The following is a 25,691-nucleotide window of genomic DNA, read 5'->3' as shown; positions in this document are numbered from 1 at the left end:
CTGCTCAGCCATCGGGAGCAGTGCGGCGGGTCACTCAGCGGCCGGTGATGCCCTTCGTCGACTCGATCACGTCGGTCATCTTCTTGCCGAGCGCCTCGTAGAACATCGACAGGGGGAACTCGTCGTCGAGCACGGCGTCCGTGAACCCCTTCGGCGCGCCGGCGAGCACCTCGTCCGGCAGGCCGTGTGCCCACGCCGACGCCGGGTGCGGCGTCAGGGTGCCGCGCACGAGCTCGTAGGCGGCGAGCCAGTGCGCCGTCTTCGGGCGGTCGATGCTGCGCCAGTAGAGCTCGTTGATGGCATCCGACAGCGCGATCACCGCGGCCGGCAGCGCGTCCCAGTCGATCGCGAGCTGGGTGTCCGTCCACGCGAGCACGCCGCGCTGATGCAGCCACGCGAACAGCAGCTGGCCGCCGAGCCCGTCGTAGTTGCGCACGCGGGTGCCGGTGAGCGGGAACCGGAAGATCCGGTCGAACAGGATCGCGTGCTGCACGCGGCGCGCCTGGTCGGCCGTCTCGGCGTCCGTGTCGTCGGCCTCCCCCAGCCGCACGCACTCGCGGAAGGCGGTGAGGTCGCACCGCAGCTCCTCGAGGGAGTAGAGGAAGAACGGCATCCGCTGCTTGATCATGAACGGATCGAACGGCAGGTCGCCGCGCATGTGCGAGCGGTCGTGGATGAGGTCCCACATCACGAAGGTCGCCTCCGTGGCGGCCTGGTCGTCGAGCATCGCCGCGTCGAGCGGGGTCAGATCGAGCTTCGTGATGTCGGCGGCCGCGCGGACCACCCGGCGGTAGCGCGCGGACTCGCGGTCCTGGAAGATCGCGCCCCAGGTGAAGGCCGGGATCTCGCGCATGGCGACGGTCTCCGGGAACAGCACCGCGGAATTGGTGTCGTAGCCGGGCGTGAAGTCCACGAGGCGCAGCGAGACGAAGAGCCGGTTCGTGTACGTCTCCTCGAGCCGGGCGATGAACTCGGGCCAGATCGTCTCGACGATGAGCGCCTCGACGTGCCGGTCGGCGGAGCCGTTCTGCGTCTGCATCGGGAACACGACGAGGTGCCGCAGTCCGTCGACGCGATCGCGCTGCGGTTGGAAGGCCACGAGCGAGTCGAGGAAGTCGGGCACGCCGAAGCCGCCGTCGACCCAGCGCTCGAAGTCGGCCGGCAGCGCCGCGAGGTACTCGGCGTCGTGCGGGAACGCCGGGGCGAGGGCGCGGATGCCGGCGACGATGCGCGCCACCAGCTCGCGGGCGCGCTCGTGGTCGGCGGCCGCGGGCACGCTGCCGTCCTTGACCTGCAGCGGCTGGAGCTCGGTCGCGGCGGACTTGAGCAGCGTCCAGGCCTCCGAGGTCTCGGCGAGGGAGGCGTCGCGCACGTCCTCGACGACCTCGGGCTGTCCGATGATGGACGGGGTGCTGGCGTTGATGGTCATGGCGCCTCCTCTCCCTTCCAGGCTAGGAAACGGCGCTCGCGGATGCCGTGCGGTAGACGCGGGAAAGTTGCGCGCGACGGCCCGGCGGCGCAGGTTTCCTCGGCTCAGGGACCCGCGGGGCGGCGCCCGGCCCGCGGCACGACGAGCGGGGTGCCGGTCTCGGGGTCCGGGATGACCACGCAGGCGAGCCCGAAGACCTCCTCGACGAGCTCGGCCGTGACGATGTCTGACGGCACCCCCTCGGCCACGACGCGGCCGGCCTTCATCGCGATGAGGTGCGTGGCGTACCGGGCGGCGTGGTTGAGGTCGTGCAGCACGGCGACGAGCGTCGAGCCCTCGCGGTGCAGCCGCGCGAACAGGTCGAGCAGCTCGATCTGGTGCGCGATGTCGAGGTAGGTCGTCGGCTCGTCGAGCAGCAGGATCGGCGTCTCCTGCGCGAGCGCCATCGCTGCCCAGACTCGCTGGCGCTGCCCGCCGGAGAGCTCGTCGACGTGCCGGTCGGCGAGCTCGGCGACCTCGGTGGCGGTCATGGCGCGCTCCACCGCGTCGCGATCGGCTGAGGTCCACTGCCGGAACAGGCCCTGGTGCGGGTAGCGTCCGCGTGCGACGAGGTCCGCGACCGTGATGCCGTCCGGTGCCGTCGACGACTGCGGCAGCAGGCCGACCTGCCGCGCGACCTCCTTCGGCCCGTACTCGCCGAGCGCCGTGCCGTCGAGCAGCACGGCGCCCGCGGTCGGCGGGAGCAGCCGTGCGAGCGAGCGGAGCAGCGTCGACTTGCCGCAGGCGTTCGGGCCGACGATCACGGTGAACGAGCCGTCGGGGATGGCGACGTCGAGCCCCTCCGCGATCACCCGCCGGTCGTAGGCGAGCGTCACGCCGTCGGCGTGCAGTCGGGGCGGCGCTGCGCCGTCGGCGTGCAGTCGGGGCGGCGCTGCGCCGTCGGCGTGCAGTCGGGACGCGGTCGTCCCGGCGTCGTCGGTGCCGGTCATCGGCGGGCCTCCCTCACGAGCAGCCAGAGCAGGTAGAGGCCGCCGACGCAGACCGTCACGACGCCGACGGGCACGTCGGGCAGCGCGTGCTGCGCGATCTGGTCCGAGGCGAGCAGCAGCACGGCGCCGAGCAGCGCCGACGGCACGAGCGGGATGCCGGGACCGCGGGTCAGCCGGGCGGCGACCTGCGGGGCGGCGAGGGCGATGAACGCGATCGGGCCGGCGGTGGCGGTGACGACGGCGGTCAGCGCGACGCCGACCACGACGAGCGCGAGCCGCACCGGCTCCACCCGCATGCCGTGGGCGCGTGCGGCGTCGTCGCCGAGCTCGAGCTGGCGCATCCCGGGCGCGAGCACGACGAGCGCGGCGCCGAGTGCGAGCACCGCGACGAGCACGACGACGAGCTGCGGCCAGCCGACGAGGGAGAGCGAGCCGGATCCCCAGATCGCACCGGCGAGCGCCGCCTCCAGCTTGCCGCGCAGCAGCAGGTACGTGTTCACGGCGCCGAGCACCCCGGTGACGCCGATGCCGACGATGATGAGCCGGAAGCCCTGCACGCCGTTGCGCCAGGCGAGCAGGTAGACGAGCCCGGCCGTGACGAGGCCTCCGACGAGCGCGCCGCCCTCCACGCTGAAGGCCGCGCCGCCGAACGCGATCGTCGCCAGCAGCGCGCCCGTGTAGGCGCCGGTGCCGAAGCCGATCACGTCGGGCGAGCCGAGCGGGTTGCGGGTCAGCGTCTGGAAGACGGCGCCGGAGACGGCGAGCGCGGCGCCGAAGACGGCGCCGGCGAGCGCGCGGGGCAGACGCCAGTTCGCGACGAGGTCGTGCGCGAACGAGCCGTCGTCGACGACGAGCGCCTTCAGCACCTCGGGCGGGCTCAGCGGGAAGTCGCCGACGCAGAGCCCGATCACCAGGCCGGCCACCACCAGCACGGAGAGCGCGAGCACGACGATGCGCCGGCGCCCGTCGCCGGGACGCGCGCGACGACGTGGCGCCTCCCTCGGCGGCGGGGTCGGGCGGGCGGTCTCCGCCACGGCGCTCACAGTGCGCTCGCCCGGCTGCGGCGCACGAGCGCGATGAGCACCGGCGCGCCGAGGGCTGCGGTGACGATGCCGACCGGCAGCTCCGCCGGGCGGAGCGCGACGCGGCCGACGACGTCCGCGGCCAGCAGCAGCACGGGCGACAGCACGAGCGTGTACACGAGGATCCAGCGCTGGTCGGGCCCGGTGATCCAGCGGGCGACGTGCGGGATCATCAGGCCCACGAACGCGATCGGCCCGGCGATCGCGGTGGCGCCGCCGGCGAGGAGGGTCACGGCGATCACGGAGGCCGCCCGCACGATCGTGAGGTTCGCACCGATCGCGGTCGCCAGGTCGTCCCCGAGCGCGACGGCGTTGAGCGCCGGTCCGAGGGCGAGCGCGAGCACGACGCCGGCCGCGATCACGGGCAGCGCCGGCAGCAGGTCGTCCCAGCCGCGATCCTGCAGCGAGCCGGAGCGCCACGCCCGCAGCACGTCGAAGGTGCGCGGGTCGGCGAGCGACATCCCGGTCGTGATGCCGAGCAGCACGGCGCTGAGGGCGACGCCGGCGAGGGTGAGGCGCGCGGGGTCCGCGGAGCCGCGACCGCGCGCGCCGATCGCGTACACGGCGATCGTCGTCAGCAGCGCGCCCGCCAGGCCGAACCCGAGGTACCCGGCCGGCGAGGTGATGCCGAGCAGGCCGACGGCGAGCGCGATCGCGAAGCCCGAGCCGTAGGTGACGCCGAGCACGCCGGGGTCCGCGAGCGGATTGCGCGTCACGGCCTGGATGAGCGCGCCGGCGAGCCCGAGCCCGATGCCGGCCGCGATGGCGATCGCCGTGCGCGGCACGCGCGCGGTCGTGATGACGACGGCGTCGGATCCGGTGGCCGGGCGCCCCGAGACGAGGTCGCCGAGCGCGCGCACGACGTCGTCGAACGGGATGACGCGCGAGCCGATCGCGAGGCTCAGCACGACCGCCGCGACGAGGGCGATCAGCGCGGCGGCGAGGCCGACGGCGCGCACCGTGCCCGGCCGCATCCGGGCGCGCCGATCGGCAAGGCGCTCCTCGGCGGTGGGCTCGACGCCCGGCACCGTGCTCCCGGCTGACACGGTCTGAGCTTAGGCTAACCTAACTGTCGTTCGTGACCCCCGACCCTGAGAGCCCCCGAATGAGAAGACTCCCGATCGTCCTGGCCGCGGCCGTGACCGCCGTGCTCGCCCTGAGCGCCTGCGCTTCCGGAGGGGCCGGCTCGTCCGACTCCGGCTCGTCCGGCGCCGGATCCGCCTACCCCGCCACGATCGCGACGAAGTTCGGCGACGTCACCGTGAAGGAGGCCCCGAAGCGGGTCGTCGCGCTCGGCTGGGGCGACGCGGAGGCCGCGCTCGCGCTCGGCGTGCAGCCGGTCGGCGCCTCCGACTGGCTCGGCTTCGGCGGCGAGGGCGTCGGCCCGTGGGCGAAGGGCAGGTACGACACCGCGCCCGAGATCATCGGCACGCTCGAGCCCGAGTACGAGAAGATCGCGGCGCTCAAGCCCGACCTGATCCTCGACGTGAAGGGCTCCGGCGACGAGAAGCGCTACGCGAAGCTGAAGTCGATCGCGCCGACCGTCGGCATCCCCGAGGACGGCCTGAACTACCTCACCCCGAGCGACGAGCAGCTCACCATGATCGCGACCGCGCTCGGCGTGCCGCAGAAGGCGAAGACCCTGCTGGCCGACGTCGACGCCGAGTACGCGAAGGTGAAGGACGCGCACCCCGAGTGGGCCGGGAAGACCGCCACCGTCGCGGCCTACACGAGCGACGGCTGGGGCGCCTACGTCGACGGCGACACCCGCCTCGCGTTCCTCCAGGCGATCGGCTTCACGCAGAGCCCGACCATCGCGGCCCTGCCCGCCGACGGCTTCTCGGCCAAGATCTCGTCCGAGCAGCTCGACCTGCTCGACGCCGACCTGCTCGTCGCGTTCCCGATCTTCATCGAGGCCTCGAAGATCACCGACCAGCCGCTCTGGTCGACGATCCCGGCCGTGCAGAGCGGACACGCGATCGTGCTCGACGACCAGGACATCTCGAACGCGTTCTCGATCGGCTCGGTGCTCGCGCAGGGCTACCTCGTCGAGAAGTTCGTGCCGATGATCGAGAAGGCCGAGTCGGCCTGATGAGCACCGCCGACGCCGCGACGGAGGAGACCGGCACCGAGGAGACCGAGACCGAGGAGACCGAGACCGAGGAGCTCTCGCGCACCCAGCCGGTGCGCCCGGGTGCCGCCGTCGTCGAGGAGCTGCGCGTCGTCCGCGTCGAGCGCCCCTCGCACAGCTTCGTGCGCGTCGTGCTGACGGGCGTCGACGAGGGCTTCGGCGAGCGCTTCACGTCGCGCGGGCACGACCAGTGGTTCCGGCTGTTCCTGCCGAACGCCGCGGGCGCGCTCACCCTGCCGCACGGCGGGGCCGAGGGCTGGTACCAGCGCTGGCTCGGACTGCCGGAGGACGACCGACCGCCGGTGCGCAACTACACGCTGCGCGACAGCCGGCTCACCACGGACGGCTGGGAGCTCGACGTCGACTTCGTGGTGCACGCGTCGGCGTCCGGCGCGGTCGAGGGGCTCGCGGCCGGGTGGGCGACGGCCGCGCGGCCCGGCGACCGCATCGGCTTCCTCGACCAGGGCGTCATCTTCCGGGCCGAGTCCGCCGGCCGCGTGGTGATCCTCTCCGACGAGACCGGGTTGCCCGGCGTCGAGGGGATCACCCGCAGTCTCGAGCCCGGCACCCGTGCCCGGGTGCTGCTCGAGGTGCCGCACGGCGAGGACATCCGCGAGCTGCCGACCGAGGCGGAGGCCGACGTCCGCTGGATCATCCGCCAGGGTCCGGCGGGGGAGTCGGCGATCGAGCCGTACCTCGACGACGAGCTGTTCGCCGGCGTCGACTACGTCTACGCGGTCGGCGAGGCCTCGTTCGCGCTCGGCGTGCGCAAGCGCGCGGAGGCCGCCGGGGTGCCGCGCGACCGGGTCGACTTCTGCGCCTACTGGCGCCCGGAGCGCCGCCGGAGGTAGTCCGACCGGATCCCTGAGCCTGTCGAAGGGCGACTGCTGCACGCGGCTTCGACAGGCTCAGCCATCCGGCTGATGGCAACGGCCCCGCACGCGGATGCGCATCCGCGAGACTGGAGCACGTGCTGGGGGTGCTGACCGGATTCGCGATCATCGGGATCGTGATCGCGGCCGGGTACCTGGTCGCGCGGTTCCAGGTGGTCGGGCCGGGTGCCGGCGTCGCCCTCAACCGGGTCGCCTTCTTCGTCGCGAGCCCGGCGCTGCTGTTCACCGTGCTCGCGCGCGCTGATCTCGCGGTGGTGTTCTCGCCGTTCCTGCTCGTCGCGGCGATCTCCGCGGCCGTCATGGCCCTGCTGTTCGTGATCGCGTCGCGGCTGTTCTTCCGGATGCCGGCGGCCGAGACGACCCTCGGCGCCGCCCTCGGCGGCTACGTCAACGCGAACAACATCGGCCTTCCGGTCGCGACGTACGTCATCGGCGACCCGCAGTTCGTCGCGCCGATCCTGCTGCTGCAGCTGCTGATCATGGCGCCGATCGTGCTCGGCATCCTCGACGTGACGACGCGCGGCCGGGCCTCCGTGGCCGGGATCGTCACCTCGCCGCTGCGCAACCCGATCATCCTCGGCTCGGTGCTCGGACTGGTCGTGGCGCTGACCGGCGTGACCGTGCCGCCGGTGATCCTCGAGCCGCTGAAGGTGCTCGGCGGCGCGGCGGTGCCGCTGGTGCTGCTCGCGTTCGGGATGTCGCTGCGCGGGCAGCGCCCGCTCGCTCCCGGCTCCGGCCGGCGCGCCATCCTCGTCGCGACCGTGCTGAAGTCGGTGGTGATGCCGGCGGTCGCCTTCGCGCTCGGCGCGTGGGTGTTCCACCTGCCGCACCACGTGCTCGCGGCCTCGACGATCGTCGCGGCGCTGCCCTCGGCGCAGAACATGACGAACTACGCGGTGCGCTACGACCGCGGCACGGTGCTCGCGCGCGACACGGTGCTGCTCACGACGATCGCCGCCGTACCGGTGATCTTCGTCGTCGCGGCGCTGCTGCAGCCCTCGGGCTGATCGAGCCCGGCCGGCTCAGCCCGCGCCGAGCTCCTCCGGGAGCGCCTGGATCTTCGCCGTCGTGAGCGCGCTCTCCATGAGGATGCGGACGAGCCCCGAGACGTCGGAGGACGGGTCGACCGCGTCCTCGGTCTGCGCCTGCCGCTGGAAGGCGAGCGCGATCGCGAGCGGCACGTGGTCCAGGTCCGGGACGCTCTGCGTGGCGGCGGCGACGAGCGGCCAGTAGCGCAGCGCGGCACGCGGACCCAGCCCCGCGACGGACGCGGGCAGACCGCGCACGACGCCGAACTCCGGCGTGCCGGCGGTGTCGACGCTGTGCCGCACCAGCGGGATGAGATCGGGGATCGGGCGGCCCATCTTCTGCAGGATGCCGGCCGACAGGCCCCAGGCCGAGAGCGCGGACTCCATGAGGGGCCGGTTGATCGCGTCGCCCATGAGCAGGTTCTGGCCGTCGCGCGTCTGGACGGTGACGAGCGGATTCGCGAGTGCGGCGTACTCGGCTCGTCCGGTCTGCACGCCGTGCACGGCGGCGACCTGGCAGGCGTGCCCGGCGAGCGCGCCGAGCACGAGCGCGACGGCCTCGCCCGGCAGGCCCTGCTGCAGTCGCAGCGGCTTCACGAGCGAGTCGAACAGCAGCGTGGACGCCTGCTGCGCTGCGATCACGGAGGCCTCGCCGTCCGGCGTCGAGGCGCGGACGACGGCGGGGCCGGCGGCCGCTCCCGTCGCCGCTCCCGCGGTCTGCTGCCGCACCTTCTTGCGTCCGAACACGACGACCCCCTCCGGTCCTCGTCGAGGATAGGTCGCCGTCAGGGAAGGTCCGACCCCCTGTTCGGGACGGCGCCGCGACGGTGCGGCTCCGCGGTCCGCCCTGGGAGCCGTCTGGCAACTCGAGCCACATGTCGTCTAAACCGGTTTAGATCAACGGCATCGGCCCAAGGAGGAGCGGATGCCGCGGCGCAGCAGCACGACGATCGTCGATGTCGCCGAGCGCGCCGGCGTCAGCAAGGGCCTCGTCTCGCTCGCCCTCAACCGCCGCCCCGGCGTCTCCGACGCGACGCGCGAGCGCATCCTCCGCGTGGCCGACGAGCTCGGCTGGACGCCGAGTGCGACCGCCCGCTCGCTCGCCACCGACCGTGCCGAGACCCTCGGGCTCGTCATCGCCCGCGACCCGGCGGTGCTGTCGGCGGATCCGTTCTTCCCGGCGTTCATCGCCGGAGTCGAGCGCGCGCTCTCGCCGATCGGCTGGTCGCTGACGCTCGCGATGGTGCCCGACGCGGACCGCGAGCGCGCGGAGTACGAGCGGCTCGCGAGCGGCCGACGAGTGGACGGCGTCTTCGTGACCGATCTCCGCGCGCACGACGAGCGGATCGCGCTCGTCGCCGGGCTGGGGCTGCCCGCCGTGACGCTGGGGCGACCGGACTCCGACGCCGTCGTCGACTCCGGCGCGGCGATCGCGTCCGTGGCGCTGGACGACGAGCAGGGCATCCGCGAGGCCGTCGACCACCTCGCCGACCTCGGGCACCGCCGGATCGCGCACGTCGCGGGGCCGCAGCGGATGCTCCACGGCTCGCGCCGCCGGGCCGAGTTCGAGCGGGCGGCGGGCGCTCGCTCCCTCCAGGCGCTCGTCGCCGTGACCGACTTCGGCGCGGCGGACGGCGCCCGCGCCACCGCCGAGCTGCTCGATCTGCCCGATCCGCCCACCGCCATCGTCTACGCGAACGACCCGATGGCGATCGCGGGCATCGGCGTGGCCCACGCGCGCGGCCTGCGGGTGCCTCGCGACCTCTCGGTGACCGGCTTCGACGGCAGCGAGATCGGGGAGCATCTCTTCCCGGCTCTGACGAGCGTCGCCACCGAGGTGGCGCTCTGGGGCGAGGCGGCGGCGCATGCGCTGCTCGCCGTCCTCGACGGCGACGCGCCCGCGGAGGTCGACCTGCCGCCGGCGCGGCTCCTCGTCCGCGACTCGACAGCAGCCCCCGGCGGACGCTGACGTCCGCCACCCGAACAGCACCACGAACGAAGGAGATCGACGTGCGTCGACACAGCATCACCCTGGCGGTCGCGGCAGCGGCCACCGCCCTGCTCGCCCTCACCGCGTGCGGCGGCGGCGGGTCCGGCGGCGGCGCCGCGGACGCGAAGGGCCCCATCAAGATCTGGTACTCGAACAACGAGCAGGAGGTCGCCTGGGGCAAGCAGATGGTGGCGGCCTGGAACGAGGACCACCCCGATCAGAAGATCACCGCGCAGGAGATCCCGGCCGGCAAGTCGAGCGAGGAGGTCATCGGGGCCGCGATCACCGCCGGCAACGCGCCGTGCCTGATCTACAACACCGCGCCCTCCGCGGTGGGCCAGTTCGAGAAGCAGGGCGGGCTCGTCGACCTCTCGAAGCTCGACGGCGGCGCCGACTACATCGAGCAGCGCTCCGGCGACACCGCGAAGCAGTACCAGAACACCGAGGGCGACTACTTCCAGATGCCCTGGAAGTCGAACCCCGTCGTGATCTTCTACAACAAGGACCTGTTCACGAAGGCCGGTCTCGACGCCGAGAACCCGAAGCTGTCGACCTACGCGGACTTCATCGACACCTCGAAGAAGCTGGTCGACGCCGGTGTCGCCGAGAACGCGATCTGGCCGGCGCCGACGAGCGAGTTCTTCCAGACCCAGTTCGACTTCTACCCCCTGTACGCCGCGCAGTCCGGCGGCAAGCAGCTGGTCGAGGACGGCAAGGCCACCTTCGCGGATGACGCCGGCTACGACGTCGCGGACTTCTGGGCGACGCTGTACAAGGACAAGCTCGCCGGCCAGGAGCAGTACCAGGGCGATGCGTTCGCCGACGGCAAGTCGGCGATGGCGATCGTCGGTCCGTGGGCCGTCTCGGTCTACAAGGACGTGAACTGGGGCTCGGTGCCGGTTCCCACGAAGGACGGCACGGACGCCGCCGACATCCACACCTTCAGCGACGCGAAGAACATCGGCCTCTACTCGGCGTGCGAGAACCAGGGCACGGCGTGGGACGTGCTGAAGTTCTCCACGAGCGAGGCGCAGGACGGGAAGCTCCTCGAGATGACCGGGCAGATGCCGCTGCGCAGCGACCTGCAGAGCGTGTACGCGGACTACTTCGACGCGAACCCCGCCTACAAGTCCTTCGGCGACCAGGCCTCGCGGACGGTCGAGGTCCCCCCGGGTCCGAACACCGTCCAGGAGCTCCAGGCCTTCCGTGACGCATGGTCGAACGCCGTGATCTTCGGCAAGGGCGACGTGCACGACGCGCTCGACTCCGCGGCGAAGAAGATCGACACGATCGCGAAGCAGCCGTAGGCGCAGCATGACCGACACCCTCACCGCACCCGGGGCGGCCACCGCCCCGGGGCGGCGCCCCCAGGGCCCGCGCGCCGGACGACGGCGACGCGGACCGCTCGGCCGCAATCCGCTCGGCCTGCTCTTCAGCGCGCCGTACCTCGTGTTCGTCATCGCGGTGTTCGCGTACCCGCTCGTCTACTCGGTGTGGATCGCGTTCCACGACTTCTTCTTCGCCGCGCCCGGCGCGCAGGTCGACCGGCCGTTCGTCGGCCTCGCCAACTTCGCGACCGCGCTCACCGATCCGGCCGTGCTGCGCTCGTTCGCGAACGTCGGCGTGTTCCTCGTCATCAACGTGCCGCTGACGGTGGTGCTGTCGATGCTGCTGGCGACCGCGCTGAACCGCGTCGTGCACGCCCGCACGTTCCTGCGGGTGAGCTATTACGTGCCGTACGTCACGGCGAGCGTCGCGGTCGTCGCGGTCTGGCTGTTCCTGTTCAACGGCAGCGGCTTCGTCAACCAGCTCCTCGGACCGCTCGCACCGGATCCCTCGTGGCTCATCAACGAGCAGCTGGCGATGCCGACCATCGCGATCTTCGTCACGTGGAAGCAGCTCGGCTTCTACATCCTGCTGTACCTCGCCGCCCTCCAGGCCGTGCCGAAGGAGCTCTACGAGTCGGCCGCCACCGACGGCGCCGGCGCGGTGCGCAGCTTCTTCTCGGTGACCGTGCCCGGCGTGCGCCCGGCGACGGTGCTCGTGCTGCTGGTGTCCACCGTCACCGGCGCGAACCTGTTCACCGAGCCGTACCTGCTCACGGGCGGCGGAGGACCGAACGGCGCCTCCGCATCGCCGGTGCTGATCATGTACCAGAAGGGCCTCCAGCAGGGGCAGCCGGATGTCGCCGCCGCCATCGGCGTGGTGCTCGTGATCCTCGTGCTCGCCATCGCCTGGCTGCAGAACCGCTTCGTCGGGAGGGAGGACTGATGGCCCGCAGACGTGGTGCCTCCGGCGCACCGGACATGTCGCGGGGGCAGTCGATCCTGCGCGGCGTCGTGCTCGCGGTCGGCGCGATCGCGTTCCTGTTCCCCTTCTACTACATGGTGATCGGCTCGCTGCAGGCGAAGCCCGACCCCACCATCGCGGGCGCGTTCCCCGAGCCCGGCAACCTGACGGCGGAGAACTACGTCAACATCAACGACCGCATCAACCTGTTCCAGGGGCTGCTCAACTCCGGCATCTTCACCGCGGGCGTGCTCATCGGCACGCTCACGTTCGGGATGCTCGCCGGCTACGCGCTCGCGCAGCTGCAGTGGCGCGGCCGGGGCTTCACGTTCGCGCTCGCCCTGCTGGTGCAGGTGGTGCCGTTCCAGCTGCTGATCATCCCGCTCTACGTGCTCATCGCGCGCGACTACGGGCTCTCCGACAACTACCTCGGCATGATCCTGCCGTTCTTCATCAACTCGGCAGCGGTGATCATCTTCCGCCAGTACTTCCTCCAGCTCCCGAAGGAGCTGTTCGAGGCGGCGAGGATCGACGGCGCCAGCGAGCTGAAGCTGCTCACCGGCATCGCGATCCCGCTGGTCCGGCCCGCGCTGATCACCGTGATCCTGCTGACCTTCATCGGGCCGTGGAACGAGTTCCTCTGGCCGTTCCTCGTGACGAAGGACGCGGGGCTCCAGCCCCTCGCGGTGTCGCTCGCGAACTACATCTCCAACGTGGCGTCGTCGACCTCCAACCCGTTCGGCGCGACGCTCGCCGGCGCGGTCGTGCTCGCCGCCCCCGTGGTGGCGCTGTTCATCGTGTTCCAGCGCTACTTCACCTCGACCGACATCGGATCCGGAGTCAAAGGATGACCATGCCCACCTCCCCCTTCCCGTATCGCCTGACCCGCGCCGGCGTCGTGATGACGCCGCTCGAGGGCGACGAGCTCGAGGCGGAGGGGGTGCTCAATCCCGGCAGCGGGAGAGGGCCGGACGGCGAGCTGTACCTCCTGCCGCGGATGGTCGCCGCGGGCAACGTGTCGCGCGTCGGCCTCGGCCGGGTGATCGTGGAGGACGGCGTGCCGGTGGGCGTGCAGCGGCAGGGCGTCGTGCTCGAGCCGGACCGCGGCTGGGAGCGCGGCGCACGCAACGCCGGGGTCGAGGACCCGCGAGTGACCTTCATCGAGCGGCTCGGCCTGCACGTGATGACCTACGTCGCGTACGGTCCGCTCGGGCCGCGCACCGCCGTCGCCGTGTCGGAGGACCTGCGCGAGTGGCGGCGGCTCGGTCCGGCGCTGTTCGCCTACGACGAGGCGCTCGACGCCGACCTCAACCTGTTCCACAACAAGGACACCGTGTTCTTCCCGGAGCCGGTGACCGCGCCCGACGGCGTCGAGAGCCTCGCCGTGCTGCATCGCCCGATGTGGGACCTCGACGAGGTGAAGCCGGGCGAGGGCGTCCGCGTCCCCGCGGGGATCGACGACGCGCGGCAGAGCATCTGGATCGCGTTCGTGCCGCTGGCGGACGCGCTGGCCGACCTGGCGGCCCTCACGCTGTGGCGGGGGTCCCGCGTGCTCGCCGGACCGCTGTTCCCCTTCGAGGAGGTCAAGATCGGCGGCGGCCCCGCGCCGATGCGCGTGCCGGAGGGCTGGCTCGTGCTCCACCACGGCGTGACCGGCGAGATCGACTCCGCGTTCGCCCAGCAGCAGCGCGTCAACTACTCGGTCGGCGCGATGATCCTCGACGCCGAGCGCCCCTGGGAGGTCGTGGCGCGCACGGCGGAGCCGCTGCTCGCGCCGGAGACCGAGGAGGAGCGCAGCGGCATCGTGCCGAACGTGGTGTTCCCGACGGCGATCGAGGAGGTCGACGGCGTGCACTACGTCTTCTACGGCATGGCGGATTCGAAGATCGGCGTCGCGCGGCTCGACCGCGTGACCGGGTAGCCGGGCGACCGGCGGGAGGAGACGGCTCGATGGGGAGCTGGACGGACAGCAGGACTCGGAGCCGGATCGGCATCCGATCGGCGACGGCGGCGCTCGCGGCGGTGGCCCTGGCGGCGTCCGGGGTGCTGCTCGCCGCGCCGGCCGGAGCGCAGCCGGCGCGGACCGCGACGGGCGCGGCGGCGTCCGCCGCCGCCGCGCCGCTGACGAACCTCGCGCACCTCGACTTCCTGCTCGATCACCCGACGCCGCCCGCGCAGGCCGGGCACACGACCGACGGCCTCGACGCGGCGCCGGCGCTGACCGTGCCTTGGACCTACGCCGACGCACGCGATGGCGGCGCGTTCGAGCGGGTCGGCGGCGGCACGCTCGACCCGGCCACCGGCTACTACGGCCAGGGCGCGTTCAACGCCGACGACGTGGCCCGTGCCGCGGTCGTCTACACGCGCGCCTGGCAGCAGACCGGCACGACCTCGAGCCGCGACAGCGCCCGCGAGGTGCTGCGTTCGCTCGCCTACTTCCAGACCGTCGACGGCCCGCACGCCGGTGATGTCGTGCTCTGGATGCAGCGCGACGGCGTGCTCAACCCGAGCGCCGATCCGGTCGAGCTCCCCGATCCGTCCGACTCGGGCCCCTCGTACTGGCTCGCACGGACGATCTGGGCGTACGGCGAGGGGTACGCGGCCTTCCGCACGTCCGACCCGGCCTTCGCGGACTTCCTCTCGGACCGGATGGCGCTCGCCGTGAGCGCGCTCCAGCGCGAGGTGCTGACGCGGTACGGGCAGTGGACGACGTCCGACGGCGTCCGCGTGCCGTCCTGGCTGATCACCGACGGCGCCGACGTGTCGGCGGAGGCCGTGCTCGGGCTCGCCGCGTACGTGAAGGCCGGCGGCGTCGCCCCGGGCTCGCGCACGGCCCTGACCCAGCTCGCGGAGGGGGTGGCCGCGATGTCGTCGGGCTCCGGCGTCGCGGCGGGGCGCGCCTGGCCGTACGGCGCCATCCGGCCGTGGACGCACGCGCCGAGCATGTGGCACGCCTGGTCGTCGCAGATGCCCGTCGCGCTCGCCGAGGCCTCGACCGTGCTCGGCCGCCGGGATCTGCTCACGCCCGCGATCGCGGACACGGCTGTGTTCACGCCGCAGCTGCTCGCCGCCGGCGGGCCCGACAACGCCTGGTACCCGGCGCCGATCGAGCGGACCCAGATCGCCTACGGCGCGGACTCGCGGCTGCAGTCGCTGCTCGCCGTCGCCGACGCCACCGGATCCGCCGGCCTGTCGGACCTGGCCGCCGCGGAGGCGAGCTGGTACTTCGGCACGAACGCCTCCGGCAGCGCGGTCTACGACCCGGCGACCGGCGTGACCTTCGACGGCGTCGCGGCGGACGGCACGGTGAACCGCAACAGCGGCGCCGAGTCCACCATCCACGGGCTGCTCTCGATGCTCGCGCTCGACGCGCATCCGGCGGTCGCGGCCCGCGCGCGGACGCTGACCGGGGTCGTCTCGCGGGACGGCCTCCGCGTGGTCGAGGGCGAGGCGGCGAACCCGACCACCGGCACCGTGACGACGCCGGCCTCGGCCTGGACGGGTGAGTCGCAGTACAGCGGCGGGTCCGCCCTGACGCTGCCGGCGGGCGGCACGGCGACGTGGTCGCTCGGCGCGGCGACGCAGTCGCGCTGGGTGGAGCCCGTGCAGTGGCTCGACCCGGCGATCCGCTCGACCGCGGTCTGGTCGTCCAGCGGCCTGCCGCTCGGGGTCGTCTCGACCTCGGCGGGCGCCCAGGGGGTGAGCGAGGCGCCGGGCGCGCTGCGGCCGGTGAGCCTCTCGCTGCCGGTGCCGGCGGGACGTTCGTCGATCTCGGCCAGGGCGCTCAGCGGGAGCGCCGTCGACGCGCTGCTCGTGCGTCCCGTGATCGCGAGCCTCGAGTACGGCGGCGCCGGGCACCTGCGGATGCTCGCCTCGACCGCGCTCCTGCCGCACGCGACCGCGGTCGGCTGGGCCGGGGTGCGGTCGACCGTGACGGTGACGCGCGCGGACGGCAGCACCCGGCTGTCGCGGAGCATCTCCGGGGTCTCGACGCTGCTGCTGAACCCGGGTGAGGTCGCGACCGTGGTCGGCTAGAGCGGTCCGGATGGCTGAGCCTGTCGGAGCCCCGAACCCTGAGGTCGGATGGCTGAGCCTGTCGAAGCCTCGGACTCTTCGACGGGCTCAGAGATCCGAGGGGCGTCAGAAGATCATCGGGCGGTCGTCGTCCACCTCGTCGACGAGGTCGAGGTCGACGACGACCGGCACGTGGTCGCTCGGGGCGTCGCCCTTGCGCTCGTTCCGCTCGATGGAGGCGCCGGCGACGAGCTCCGCGAACGCGTGCGATCCGAGCACGAAGTCGATGCGCAGGCCCTCGTTGCGCGGGAAGCGCAGCTGCTTGTAGTCCCAGTAGGTGTAGCCCTCGGGGATCAGCGGCCGCACGACGTCGGTCAGTCCGGCGTCGAGCAGCGACTGGAAGGCCTCGCGCTCGGGCGGCGACACGTGAGTCGTGACGCCCTCGATCACGGTCGGGTCGCCGACGTCCGAGGCGAGCGGCGCGATGTTGAAGTCGCCGACGAGGGCGATCGGATCATCCGGATGCGCCGCCATCCACTCCGAGGTCGAACCGCGCAGCGCGGCGAGCCAGTCGAGCTTGTAGGCGTAGTGCGGGTCGTCGAGTCCGCGGCCGTTCGGCACGTAGAGGCTCCAGACCCGCACGCCGGCGCAGGTGGCGCCGATCGCGCGCGCCTCGAGCGGCTGGTCCGGCCCCTCCTGGCCCTTCGCGAAGCCGGGCATGCCGTCGAACGTCGTCGCGACGTCGTCGATGCCGACGCGGCTCGCGATGGCGACCCCGTTCCACTGGCTGAACCCGTGCGTGACGACCTCGTAGCCCGCCTCCTCGAACGCCTCGCGCGGGAACTGCTCGTCCTTGCACTTGATCTCCTGCATGGCCAGGACGTCGACCTCCTCCCGCACGGCGAACTCCACGGTGCGGGCCACGCGGGCGCGGATGGAGTTGACGTTCCAGGTGGCGAGGCGCATGCCCCAACGCTAGCCGCGGCCGGCGACGCGCTCCGGCCGGCCATTGACCCGGGCGGGCGTCTCGGCATATCGTCGAGTACCGGAAACGTTTACGGAGACCGTTCGACGATGAACAGGAGACGACCGTGATCCCCCATCCCACCGCCCGTCGATCCCGGGGGCTGCGCGCCGCCGGGCTCGGCGTGCTCGCGCTCGCCATCGGCGTGGCGCCAGTGCTCGCCGCCACGGCGACGCCCGCGCAGGCCGCCCCGGCCGGTGCCGACGCGACGAACCCGGACTTCGGCCCGAACGTCAGCGTCTTCGATCCGTCCATGAGCGTCGACGCCATCAACGCGCAGCTCGCCGCGATCTCCGGCGAGGGCGAGTTCTCCACGAACCGCCACGCCGTGCTGTTCGAGCCGGGCACCTACGGCAGCGCGGCCGGCGAGAACGACCCGCTGAATGCGACCGGCATCGTCAACGCCGACGTCGGCTACTACACGACCATCGCGGGCGCGGGATCGCAGCCGGGCGACGTGCTCATCAACGGCGCGCTCCACGTCGAGCCGGTGCAGGGCAGCGCCACCGCGCCCTGGGAGGCCAACGACCCCGGGTCGCTGACGCGCTTCTGGCGCGGGATGTCGAACCTCGCCATCAACCCGATCCAGCGTCCGGTCGGCGAGGACGCGACGCGCGTCAACCAGGAGGGCGTCACCGACGTGCACCAGCTGCGCTGGGCCGTGTCGCAGGCCGCGCCGCTGCGCCGCGTCGACATCCGCGGCGGGCTGACGCTGTTCGGCCGCTGGGGCGCCTTCGCCTCCGGCGGCTACATCGCCGACTCGAAGGTGGCCGGCACCGTCGTCTCCGGGTCGCAGCAGCAGTACTTCACGCGCGACTCGAGCATCGGCTCGTGGGACGGCGGCGTCTGGAACATGGTGTTCTCGGGCGTGCAGGGCGCCCCGGCCGAGACCTGGCCCGCCGACGGGTACAACGCCGCCGGCACGGTGCCGTTCACCGTGGAGGCGACGACCCCGGTCGTGCGCAGCGCCCCGTTCCTGCGGCAGGTCGACGGACGGTGGTCGCTGTTCGCGCCGAGCGCGCGCGCGGACACGTCCGGCGTCGCGTGGGGCACCTCCGCGGCGGACGGCCGCAGCATCCCGTTCGACCAGGTGTTCCTGGCCCGGCCGTCCGACTCGGTCGACACGGTCAACGCCGCGCTCGACGCCGGCCTGCACGTCGTGCTGACGCCGGGCGTGTACTCGTACGCCCAGCCGCTGCGGGTCACCAAGCCGGGCACGGTCGTGCTCGGGATGGGCATGGCCACGATCGTGCCGACCGCGGGCAATGCCGCCATCGAGACCGGCGACGTGGCCGGCGTGCAGCTCAGCGGCATCACGATCGATGCGGGCGCCCAGCGCTCCGACGTGCTCGTGCAGGTGGGCCCGACCGGCGCCTCCGTCGCGGACGCGGCCGACCCGACCACGCTCACGGACGTGTTCGTGCGCATCGGCGGACCGCACGCGGGCTCGGCCACGACGAGCATCGAGGTGAACACCCCGCACACCGTGCTCGACGACATCTGGGCCTGGCGCGCGGACCACGGCAGCGGCGTCGGCTGGACCGTCAACACCGCGGACACCGGCGTCGTGGTGAACGGCGACGACGTGACCGCGCTCGGACTGTTCGTCGAGCACTACCAGCGCAACCAGGTGGTCTGGAACGGCGAGCGCGGACGCACCGTGTTCTACCAGAGCGAGATCCCGTACGACGTGCCGGATCAGGCCTCGTGGAACGACGGCAGCCGGCTCGGCTGGTCGAGCTACCGCATCGCGGACGACGTCAGCCAGCACTCGCTGACCGGCGCCGGCGTCTACTCGTTCTTCCGGGATGCGCCGATCACCGCGCAGGACGCGATCCAGACGCCCGGCGGCGACGGCATCCGGCTGCGCCACCTGGTGACGCGGTTCCTCAACGGGCAGGGCGAGGTGAGCCACGTCGTCGACGGGCGCGGCGCCGTCGCGCACGGCGTCGGCGGCGAGGAGACCAGCTACCTCGGCGGCTGATGCGGACCGGCCGGCCGAGTCCACCACCTCGGCCGGCCGGCTCCGGGGTCGACGGCGCTCGGTAGGCTGGCGGCCGTGACCGACGCGCGAGACCAGCTGATCGAGTACATCAAGGCCGACGCCGTGTTCCACGGCGACTTCACGCTCACGAGCGGCAAGAAGGCCACGTACTACGTCGACCTGCGCCGGGTGAGCCTCGACCACCGGGTCGCGCCGCTCATCGGCCGCGTGATGGTGGACCTCATCGCGGACATCCCGGACGTGGCCGCTGTGGGCGGGCTCACCATGGGCGCCGACCCGATCGCCGCCGCCGTGCTGCACCAGGGCGCCGCCGCCGGCCACGCCTACGACGCGTTCGTCGTGCGCAAGGAGCCGAAGGACCACGGCCGCGGCCGCCAGGTCGAGGGACCGGACCTCGCCGGCAAGCGGGTCGTCGTGCTCGAGGACACCTCCACGACGGGCGGCTCGCCGCTCAAGGCGATCGAGGCGCTGCTGAAGGTCGGCGCCGAGATCGCCGGGGTGGCCGTCGTCGTCGATCGCGCCACCGGAGCCAAGGAGGCCATCGAGGCCGCCGGCTACCCCTACTACTCGGCCATCGGCCTCGCGGATCTCGGACTCGCGCCGTGACCGACCGCCCCGGTGACGGGGCGGAGCAGGATGCGTCTCGCCCGCCCGAGCTCGTGGAGCCTCCCGAGCCGGAGCACCTCGTGCTCCCGGCCGGTGACGCCCCCGCGGATCGGACGGCTCCGGCGGTGCCGCCGGCGGCGGACGACGAGGGCGTGCCGACCGAGGCGCTGATCCTCCGGGACGCGGCGCTCGACGTGCCGACCCAGCCGGCCGATCTCCGGGAGCTGCGGGCGGAGCGGCCGGAGTCGGCCGCTGCGGCCGAGGCTCCGGGATCGGATCCGGCGGATGCCGCTCCCGGCGACGCCGCGCCGGCGGATCCGCCCGATCCGGTCCCGGGCACGACGGGTGCGCTCGACCTCGACTCGTGGATGGTCTGGCCGCCGGGTGCGCCGCCGATCCACGACGAGGCGCTCGCCACCCCGGCCGGCATCGACGACCTGTTCGCGGCCGACCGGTTCCGCGAGGTCGGCGACGACGGGGCGGCACCGGCTCGGGCTCCGGAGCCGACCCCGGCCGAGGCGCAGGCCGCCGCGCTCGCCGCCGCCGCGCCCGCTCCCACCGCGCCGGCCGAGGATCCGCTGCCGAGCCGGCGCGCGCTCCGCGAGGCGGAGGCCGCCGCGCCCGCCGCCGTGCGGTCCGGTCCGCCGTCGCCGCCGGACCTCGCCGGCGTCTCGCCGTACGGCATGCCGCCGGACGAGTCGCCGACGGCCCGGCCGCGCGAGCACGTCACGCCGCTGGTCTGGGTCGGCGTCGTGCTGGTGGCGATCATCGCGCTCACCGCCGTCTTCTTCGTCGGCACGCGCATCCCCTCGATCGCGCAGCCCGCCCCGAGCCCGACGCCGACCAGGACCGAGTCGACCGAGCCCGACCGCACGCTCGCCCCCGGCACGCACGACTGGACGCTGCTCGGCGGCGGCGAGTGCGTGACCCCGTTCGCTGGCGCGTTCGCCGAGACGTTCGAGGTGGTCGACTGCGGCACCGCGCACGCGGCGCAGCTCGTCTACCGCGCCCGCGTTCCCGGCACCGACTACCCGGGCTCGACGGCGCTGCAGGAGTCGGTGCCGCGGCTCTGCGAGGCGGAGGGCGTGATCGACCTCGCGCAGGCCGCGAAGTACACCGACCTGCAGCTCACGATCTCGTTCCCGGCCACCAGCGCCCAGTGGGATGCCGGCCAGCGCGACTACTACTGCTTCGTCTCGCGCTCGCAGGGCGGCACGATCAAGGGCACCGTCGCCGGCGACGCGCAGCAGCGCGAGTGGGCGTCGCACGGCACCGCGAAGTCCGGTCCGGTCTCCGGGTCGGACGGCTAGCCCGGCCGGGATCAGAGGTCGGTCTCGACCGGGTCCTGCTTCAGCAGCTCGAACACGCCCTGCAGCACCTCGGAGGGGCGGAACGGATAGCGGTCGATCTCGCGCTGGTCGCTGATGCCGGTCATCACGAGCACGGTGTGCAGACCGGCCTCGATGCCGGCCACGACGTCGGTGTCCATGCGGTCGCCGATCATGCCGGTGTTCTCGCTGTGCGCGCCGATCTTGTTCATCGCGGAGCGGAACATCATCGGGTTCGGCTTGCCCACCACGTAGGGCTCCTTGCCGGTCGCCTTCGTGATGAGGGCCGAGATCGCGCCGGTGGCGGGCATCGGCCCCTCGGCCGACGGGCCGGTCGCATCCGGGTTGGTGGCGATGAAGCGGGCGCCGTCGTTGATGAGGCGGATCGCCTTCGTGATCGCCTCGAAGCTGTAGTTGCGGGTCTCGCCGACGACCACGTAGTCCGGGTTCGTCTCGGTCATGATGAAGCCGGCCTCGTGCAGCGCCGTCGTGATGCCGGCCTCGCCGATCACGAAGGCGCTGCCGCCGGGCATCTGCGAGGCGCAGAAGTCGGCGGTCGCGAGCGCGGACGTCCAGATGGCCGACTCCGGCACGTCGAGCCCGGATGCGCGGAGCCGGGCCGCGAGATCGCGCGGCGTGAAGATCGAGTTGTTGGTGAGCACGAGGAACGGGGTGCCGGTGTCGCGCCACTGCTGGATCAGCTCCGGCGCCCCCGGCAGCGGCGCGTTCTCGTGCACGAGCACGCCGTCCATGTCGGTGAGCCAGCACTCGACCTCGTCGCGACCGTGCCTCTCGGATGCCATGGGCTCAGGGTAGCGAGCCGGGCGGGGAGCTACGCCGCGGGCGTGCGACTCGCGCGGCGGCGTCGGGCGAGCCGCTGCACGACGAGCGTGAGCGCCCCGGACGCGACGATCGCGGCGACGTTGATGCCGAGCTGCGCGAGCGAGCCGAGCGCCTCGCCCGGCACCCGGTAGGCGGCGGCGACCGCGGCATTCGCCGCGGCCGGCACGGTCGTCACGGAGATCAGCACGCCGACGAGCGCGCCCGACTTCGCGGTCGTGAGCGACAGCATCCCGGCGATGCCCGCGAGGAACGCGACGACCCAGCTCAGGGCGTCCGGCCGCCAGATGAAGTCGGTCAGCGGCCGGTCGGCGAGCAGCATCGACCGGTCGACGATGCCGCACGCGGTGAGCAGCAGTGTGAACGCGATGGTGACCGCACCCGCGATCGCGAAGCCGGCGGCGAGGGCGAGGAGCGACCGGCCGACCCCCCGTGCGTCCCGCTCCACGAGCGCGAGGCAGAGGGCGGCCAGGGGGCCGAACTCCGGCCCGACGACCATCGCGCCGACGATGAGGATGGGCTGGTCGAGCAGCACGCCGATGGCCGCGATCGCCATCGCGACGCTGAGGAACACGAGATAGGTCGCCGACAGGCGGGTCTCCTCGCCGGTCTTGGCGGCGACCTCCTCCCAGATCACCGCCTGCGACGGATCGCCCGGCACCCGCCGCTCGGCCTCGTCGCCCGAGCGGGACAGGCTCACGCTCGTCTCCGCCGCGAGGATGCCCCCGCGATCGCGGACGCCGAGCGCGACGAGGCGCTCGATCACCGCGTCGGCCGACTCGCGGGTGACATCCGCGTGCACCACGTCGCCGGGAGGCAGGAGCGAGGCTCCGCGATCGAGCGCGAGGTGGGCGACGCCGTCCTCGGCCCGGAGCGCGGCGATCACGTCGTCCGTGAGGTCGGCGGGGAGGCAGAGCCGGATGGCGATCATCCGAGGCCGGCCGCCTGGTCGCCCGGGAGCTCGACGAGTCGCGCGTGCGGCAGCCGCGCCCGCATGACGGCCACGGCGTCCGGGCTCGCGTCCACGAGCAGCGCCCGCCGGCCGAGGCGCGCGGCGACCGCGCCGGTCGTGCCCGACCCGGCGAACAGGTCGACGACCGTGTCGCCGGGCGCGGACGACGCCGCCACGATCCGGCGGAGGATCCCCTCCGGCTTCTGGGTCGCGTAGCCGGTGCGCTCCCGGCTGTTCGTCGGCACGATCGTGTGCCACCAGACGTCGGTGGGCAGCTTGCCGCGCGCGGCCTTCTCGGGCGTGACCAGGCCCGGTGCCATGTAGGGCTCCCGATCGACGGCGTCGCTGTCGAAGTGGTAGCGGTCCGGGTCCTTCACGTAGACGAGGATCGTGTCGTGCTTGGCCGGCCAGCGCCGGGTGCTGCGGCCGCCGTAGTCGTAGGCCCAGACGATCTCGTTGAGGAAGCAGTCCCGGCCGAACAGCGCGTCGAGCGCCACCTTCGCGTAGTGCGCCTCCCGGTAGTCGAGGTGCAGATAGAGGGTGCCGCGATCGTCGAGCAGGCGGTGCGCCTCCTGCAGCCTCGGCTCGAGGAACTCCCAGTAGTCGGCGAAGCGGTCGTCGTAGCGGTACAGCGTCGCCTTCACCGTGTCGTAGGCGCCGCCGCGGAAGCCGCGCCGGTCGCCCGTGCCGTCGCCCGTCGCGCGCGTGGTCGTCATGCGCTGCGCGCGCTGCTCGCGGCCCGTGTTGAAGGGCGGATCGAGGTAGACCAGGCGCGCGCAGCCGTCCGGCAGGAGGGCCGTCGCCAGGAGGTTGTCGCCGAGCACGATCGTGTCGGGGGAGTCCGCGGTCCAGAGGGGCGGCCCCGGGCGGGACCCGGCCGGCTCGACCGCCCGGGGCGCGGCGGGCTCGAGCGCGGTCATGCGGCGAGATTAACAGCGGCGGGCGGCGTCGTCGGTCAGCCCCGCCCGACCTCCCGGTCGATGCGCGGCGCGGCCGCGTCCTGCTGGGCGAGCCGCCGCAGCGCCGCGAGGAGCGGATCGCCGACCGCCGTGCCGACGACCGCGTACTGGATCGCGGCCGCCGGGGTCGTGCGCGGCACACGGGCGAGGTCGGCGTCCGCGATGATGCGGGAGGCGCGGACGTAGGCGTCGAGATGCGCGTCGTCGTAGGGCGTGCCGGCGGCGTCGGCGGCCTCGAGCGCGCGCTCGAGCTGCGCGACAGCGGCGAAGCCGGGGTCGTAGACCTGGCCGTTCCGCGCGAGCAGCGCTCGGGCGCGCGGGTAGTCGTCCCGTCGCTCGGCGGCGGGCGGGAGCGCCGCGACCGCGCGGCCGATCGCCGCGTACACGGAATCGCCGGGCTCGTCGATGGCGCCGAGCACGTCGCGCGCGCGCTGCACGCTGAGGCCGACGACGTCGATCAGCACGCGGATGAGCGCGAGCCGTCGCACATGCTCCTCGTCGTAGACCGCCTGCGTCGCGCCGGTCGCACGGCCGGGCGGCAGCAGGCCCTCGCGCAGGTAGTACTTCACCGTGGCGAGCGGCACCCCGCTCCGCGCGACCAGCTCCGAGACCCTCATTGACTTGGATACTAGTGCTGTCCAATAATGGATAGCATGACTATCCAACCGGGAACGCTGATCCTCGCCGGCGCGCTGCTGCTCGCCCTGGTCACCGTCGAGACCGGGGGCGCGTTCCTCGTGAAGGTCGCCCGCGGCGGCGTGCCGGCCAACGCGCTGCAGAAGAGCCTGTTCCGGGCCGGCCACGCGCACGCCGCCGTGCTGCTCGTGCTGAGCCTGGCGATCCTGGCCCTGATCGATCAGGCGCCGCTGCCGCCGCTGCTCGCCTGGATCGGGCGCAGCTTCGTGCCGTTCGCCGCCATCCTCATGCCGGCGGGCTTCTTCCTCTCCGTGATCGGCCGCGACCCGCAGAAGCCGAACCGGCTGATGGCCCTGCTGTGGATCGGCGCGGGCGTGCTCACGATCGGGCTGGTCGTGTCCGGGATCGGGCTCATCGTCGGCGGGGCGTCCCGGCTGGGGTGAGTGACCTAGCCTGACCGGATGACGGACCCGTTCGACGACGACGACGCGGCAGCCGGCGAGCCGCAGCTCGAGGTCGGCGTCGGACCGTGGCCCGGCACCCGTGCCGACTGGCCGGACGATCCGCGCCTCGACCCGGAGCTGCTCGAGCGCGGCGACCGGCGCAACGTCGCCGACCGGTACCGCTACTGGAGCCTCGAGGCGATCCGCGCGGAACTCGACGAGCGGCGCCATCCGTTCTCGGTCGCCATCGAGAACTGGCAGCACGACCTCAACATCGGCTCGATCGTGCGGTCGGCGAACGCGTTCCTCGCGGCCGACGTGCACATCGTGGGCAAGCGGCGCTGGAACCGCCGCGGGGCGATGGTCACCGACCGCTACCAGCACGTGCTGCACCACGCCGACGTCCGGGACCTCGTGACCTGGGCCCGCGAGCGGGACCTGCCGATCGTCGCCGTCGACAACGTGCCCGGGGCGGTCGCCGTCGAGGAGGCGGAGCTGCCGGAGCGCTGCGTGCTGCTCTTCGGGCAGGAGGGCCCCGGGCTCAGCGCCGAGGCGCTCGCGGCGGCGGACTCGGTGGTCGAGATCCGGCAGTTCGGGTCGACCCGCTCGATCAACGCGGCGGCCGCGGCAGCGGTTGTCATGCACGAGTGGGTCCGGCGGCACGGCGTGCGCGAGGGCTGACCGGAGCCCGCCCCGCGGGTCCGGCAGGCGCACCCGCGTGTCGCGCCGCCGGCCTGCGCGGCCGGTCCTAGCCTGAGCGGGCTGTCGCGGTCGGCACCGCTCCCCCGAGCTCCGGTGCCGACCGCGAACGCGTATCCGGGTCGGCCGCGGACGCGCCACCCGGCGATCACCCCGTCGTCACCCGCTCCTCGCCCCGGCTCGCCGCGCATCCTGGCTTGCCCCGATGCGCGAACCTCCGCCTAGACTGGGAAGACGCACCGTCCCCGCGGAGTGTCCCGATCCGACCCGAACGATCGGCCCATCCCGCGACGGTGCGAGCACCGTCAATGCCGGAGCGCGAGGCGCGTCCCGGATGCAACGAGGGGATGTTCG

At 73.1% G+C, this 25,691-nt stretch carries 24 protein-coding genes; 14 read left to right on the top strand and 10 right to left on the bottom strand.

Annotation, left to right across the window (positions count from 1 at the left end; all coding sequences use genetic code 11):
• Positions 1 to 34: 34 nt before the first annotated feature.
• The 4 genes from AC1RSJ_RS07835 to AC1RSJ_RS07820 form a co-directional block, all read right to left on the bottom strand.
• Positions 35 to 1,429: a DUF6421 family protein gene (locus tag AC1RSJ_RS07835; protein ID WP_493117795.1), complete on the bottom strand. Its 1,395-nt coding sequence runs from the start codon at positions 1,427 to 1,429 to the stop codon at positions 35 to 37.
• A gap of 104 nt (positions 1,430 to 1,533) precedes the next feature.
• Positions 1,534 to 2,418, bottom strand: a complete 885-nt coding sequence (locus AC1RSJ_RS07830) for an ABC transporter ATP-binding protein (RefSeq protein WP_493117794.1) — start codon at positions 2,416 to 2,418, stop codon at positions 1,534 to 1,536.
• The gene (locus tag AC1RSJ_RS07825; RefSeq protein WP_493117793.1) at positions 2,415 to 3,452 is read right to left on the bottom strand and encodes a FecCD family ABC transporter permease; all 1,038 of its coding nucleotides are present in this window, start codon (positions 3,450 to 3,452) and stop codon (positions 2,415 to 2,417) included. Before AC1RSJ_RS07825 ends, AC1RSJ_RS07830 begins: the two co-directional genes overlap by 4 nt.
• 5 nt (positions 3,453 to 3,457) lie before the next feature.
• A complete protein-coding gene (locus AC1RSJ_RS07820) occupies positions 3,458 to 4,474 on the bottom strand; it encodes a FecCD family ABC transporter permease (RefSeq protein WP_493117903.1) in 1,017 nt (338 codons plus the stop codon).
• Between the two features lie 131 nt (positions 4,475 to 4,605).
• On the opposite strand from AC1RSJ_RS07820, the gene AC1RSJ_RS07815 reads away from it, so the two are divergent.
• The 3 genes from AC1RSJ_RS07815 to AC1RSJ_RS07805 all read left to right on the top strand — a co-directional run bounded on the left by AC1RSJ_RS07815 (position 4,606) and on the right by AC1RSJ_RS07805 (position 7,531).
• Positions 4,606 to 5,592: an iron-siderophore ABC transporter substrate-binding protein gene (locus AC1RSJ_RS07815; protein ID WP_493117792.1), complete on the top strand. Its 987-nt coding sequence runs from the start codon at positions 4,606 to 4,608 to the stop codon at positions 5,590 to 5,592.
• Positions 5,592 to 6,482 (top strand): siderophore-interacting protein, encoded by an 891-nt coding sequence (locus AC1RSJ_RS07810; RefSeq protein ID WP_493117791.1) that lies wholly within the window; start codon positions 5,592 to 5,594, stop codon positions 6,480 to 6,482. The genes AC1RSJ_RS07815 and AC1RSJ_RS07810 overlap by 1 nt, the downstream gene beginning before the upstream one ends.
• 119 nt (positions 6,483 to 6,601) lie before the next feature.
• The gene (locus AC1RSJ_RS07805; RefSeq protein ID WP_493117790.1) at positions 6,602 to 7,531 is read left to right on the top strand and encodes an AEC family transporter; all 930 of its coding nucleotides are present in this window, start codon (positions 6,602 to 6,604) and stop codon (positions 7,529 to 7,531) included.
• Positions 7,532 to 7,546: 15 nt separating this feature from the next.
• On the opposite strand, the gene AC1RSJ_RS07800 is transcribed toward AC1RSJ_RS07805, so the two are convergent.
• Positions 7,547 to 8,299: a hypothetical protein gene (locus AC1RSJ_RS07800; protein WP_493117789.1), complete on the bottom strand. Its 753-nt coding sequence runs from the start codon at positions 8,297 to 8,299 to the stop codon at positions 7,547 to 7,549.
• Positions 8,300 to 8,477: 178 nt separating this feature from the next.
• Between AC1RSJ_RS07800 and AC1RSJ_RS07795 the strand changes: the two genes are divergently transcribed.
• Genes AC1RSJ_RS07795 through AC1RSJ_RS07770 form a run of 6 tightly spaced genes read left to right on the top strand, consistent with a single transcriptional unit; the run spans position 8,478 to position 15,866 of the window.
• A complete protein-coding gene (locus tag AC1RSJ_RS07795; protein WP_493117788.1) occupies positions 8,478 to 9,521 on the top strand; it encodes a LacI family DNA-binding transcriptional regulator in 1,044 nt (347 codons plus the stop codon).
• A 41-nt stretch (positions 9,522 to 9,562) separates the two neighbouring features.
• Positions 9,563 to 10,849 carry an ABC transporter substrate-binding protein gene (locus AC1RSJ_RS07790; protein WP_493117787.1) on the top strand — a complete coding sequence of 429 codons (1,287 nt, stop codon included), beginning with the start codon at positions 9,563 to 9,565 and terminating at the stop codon, positions 10,847 to 10,849.
• 7 nt (positions 10,850 to 10,856) lie between these two features.
• A complete protein-coding gene (locus tag AC1RSJ_RS07785; RefSeq protein WP_493117786.1) occupies positions 10,857 to 11,813 on the top strand; it encodes a carbohydrate ABC transporter permease in 957 nt (318 codons plus the stop codon).
• A gap of 35 nt (positions 11,814 to 11,848) precedes the next feature.
• Positions 11,849 to 12,682 (top strand): carbohydrate ABC transporter permease, encoded by an 834-nt coding sequence (locus tag AC1RSJ_RS07780; protein WP_493117902.1) that lies wholly within the window; start codon positions 11,849 to 11,851, stop codon positions 12,680 to 12,682.
• A 2-nt stretch (positions 12,683 to 12,684) separates the two neighbouring features.
• Entirely contained in the window at positions 12,685 to 13,752 is a 1,068-nt protein-coding gene (locus AC1RSJ_RS07775) for a glycoside hydrolase family 130 protein (RefSeq protein WP_493117785.1), read from the top strand.
• Between the two features lie 29 nt (positions 13,753 to 13,781).
• Positions 13,782 to 15,866 carry a hypothetical protein gene (locus tag AC1RSJ_RS07770; protein ID WP_493117784.1) on the top strand — a complete coding sequence of 695 codons (2,085 nt, stop codon included), beginning with the start codon at positions 13,782 to 13,784 and terminating at the stop codon, positions 15,864 to 15,866.
• A gap of 105 nt (positions 15,867 to 15,971) precedes the next feature.
• Here AC1RSJ_RS07770 and AC1RSJ_RS07765 read toward each other — a convergent pair whose 3' ends face one another.
• On the bottom strand, positions 15,972 to 16,811 hold the full coding sequence (locus tag AC1RSJ_RS07765) for an exodeoxyribonuclease III (RefSeq protein ID WP_493117783.1): 840 nt from the start codon (positions 16,809 to 16,811) through the stop codon (positions 15,972 to 15,974).
• 125 nt (positions 16,812 to 16,936) lie between these two features.
• Here AC1RSJ_RS07765 and AC1RSJ_RS07760 point away from each other — a divergent pair, with 125 nt between their 5' ends.
• From AC1RSJ_RS07760 to AC1RSJ_RS07750, 3 genes are all read left to right on the top strand, one after another.
• Positions 16,937 to 18,853, top strand: coding sequence for a pectate lyase-like domain-containing protein (locus AC1RSJ_RS07760; protein ID WP_493117782.1), 1,917 nt, complete (start codon positions 16,937 to 16,939; stop codon positions 18,851 to 18,853).
• Positions 18,854 to 18,928: 75 nt separating this feature from the next.
• Entirely contained in the window at positions 18,929 to 19,480 is a 552-nt protein-coding gene (gene pyrE / locus AC1RSJ_RS07755) for an orotate phosphoribosyltransferase (protein ID WP_493117781.1), read from the top strand.
• On the top strand, positions 19,477 to 20,790 hold the full coding sequence (locus AC1RSJ_RS07750; protein ID WP_493117780.1) for a hypothetical protein: 1,314 nt from the start codon (positions 19,477 to 19,479) through the stop codon (positions 20,788 to 20,790). Before pyrE ends, AC1RSJ_RS07750 begins: the two co-directional genes overlap by 4 nt.
• Positions 20,791 to 20,801: 11 nt before the next feature.
• On the opposite strand, the gene AC1RSJ_RS07745 is transcribed toward AC1RSJ_RS07750, so the two are convergent.
• From AC1RSJ_RS07745 to AC1RSJ_RS07730, 4 genes are read right to left on the bottom strand one after another with little or no spacing between them, the layout of a single operon-like run.
• Positions 20,802 to 21,611 (bottom strand): HAD-IIA family hydrolase, encoded by an 810-nt coding sequence (locus tag AC1RSJ_RS07745; protein WP_493117779.1) that lies wholly within the window; start codon positions 21,609 to 21,611, stop codon positions 20,802 to 20,804.
• A 29-nt stretch (positions 21,612 to 21,640) separates the two neighbouring features.
• Positions 21,641 to 22,579 carry a DUF389 domain-containing protein gene (locus tag AC1RSJ_RS07740; RefSeq protein WP_493117778.1) on the bottom strand — a complete coding sequence of 313 codons (939 nt, stop codon included), beginning with the start codon at positions 22,577 to 22,579 and terminating at the stop codon, positions 21,641 to 21,643.
• Positions 22,576 to 23,520 (bottom strand): DNA-methyltransferase, encoded by a 945-nt coding sequence (locus AC1RSJ_RS07735; RefSeq protein WP_493117777.1) that lies wholly within the window; start codon positions 23,518 to 23,520, stop codon positions 22,576 to 22,578. Before AC1RSJ_RS07735 ends, AC1RSJ_RS07740 begins: the two co-directional genes overlap by 4 nt.
• A 35-nt stretch (positions 23,521 to 23,555) precedes the next feature.
• Complete coding sequence (locus tag AC1RSJ_RS07730; RefSeq protein ID WP_493117776.1) at positions 23,556 to 24,176, bottom strand: MerR family transcriptional regulator; 621 nt, start codon at positions 24,174 to 24,176, stop codon at positions 23,556 to 23,558.
• 36 nt (positions 24,177 to 24,212) lie between these two features.
• Between AC1RSJ_RS07730 and AC1RSJ_RS07725 the strand changes: the two genes are divergently transcribed.
• A complete protein-coding gene (locus AC1RSJ_RS07725) occupies positions 24,213 to 24,638 on the top strand; it encodes a hypothetical protein (protein WP_493117775.1) in 426 nt (141 codons plus the stop codon).
• An 18-nt stretch (positions 24,639 to 24,656) separates the two neighbouring features.
• Entirely contained in the window at positions 24,657 to 25,319 is a 663-nt protein-coding gene (locus AC1RSJ_RS07720; RefSeq protein WP_493117774.1) for a TrmH family RNA methyltransferase, read from the top strand.
• Positions 25,320 to 25,691 lie beyond the last annotated feature (372 nt).

Source organism: Schumannella sp. GW821-FHT10F01, from assembly GCF_058809295.1.
This window is presented reverse-complemented; position numbering and strand designations above follow the sequence as displayed.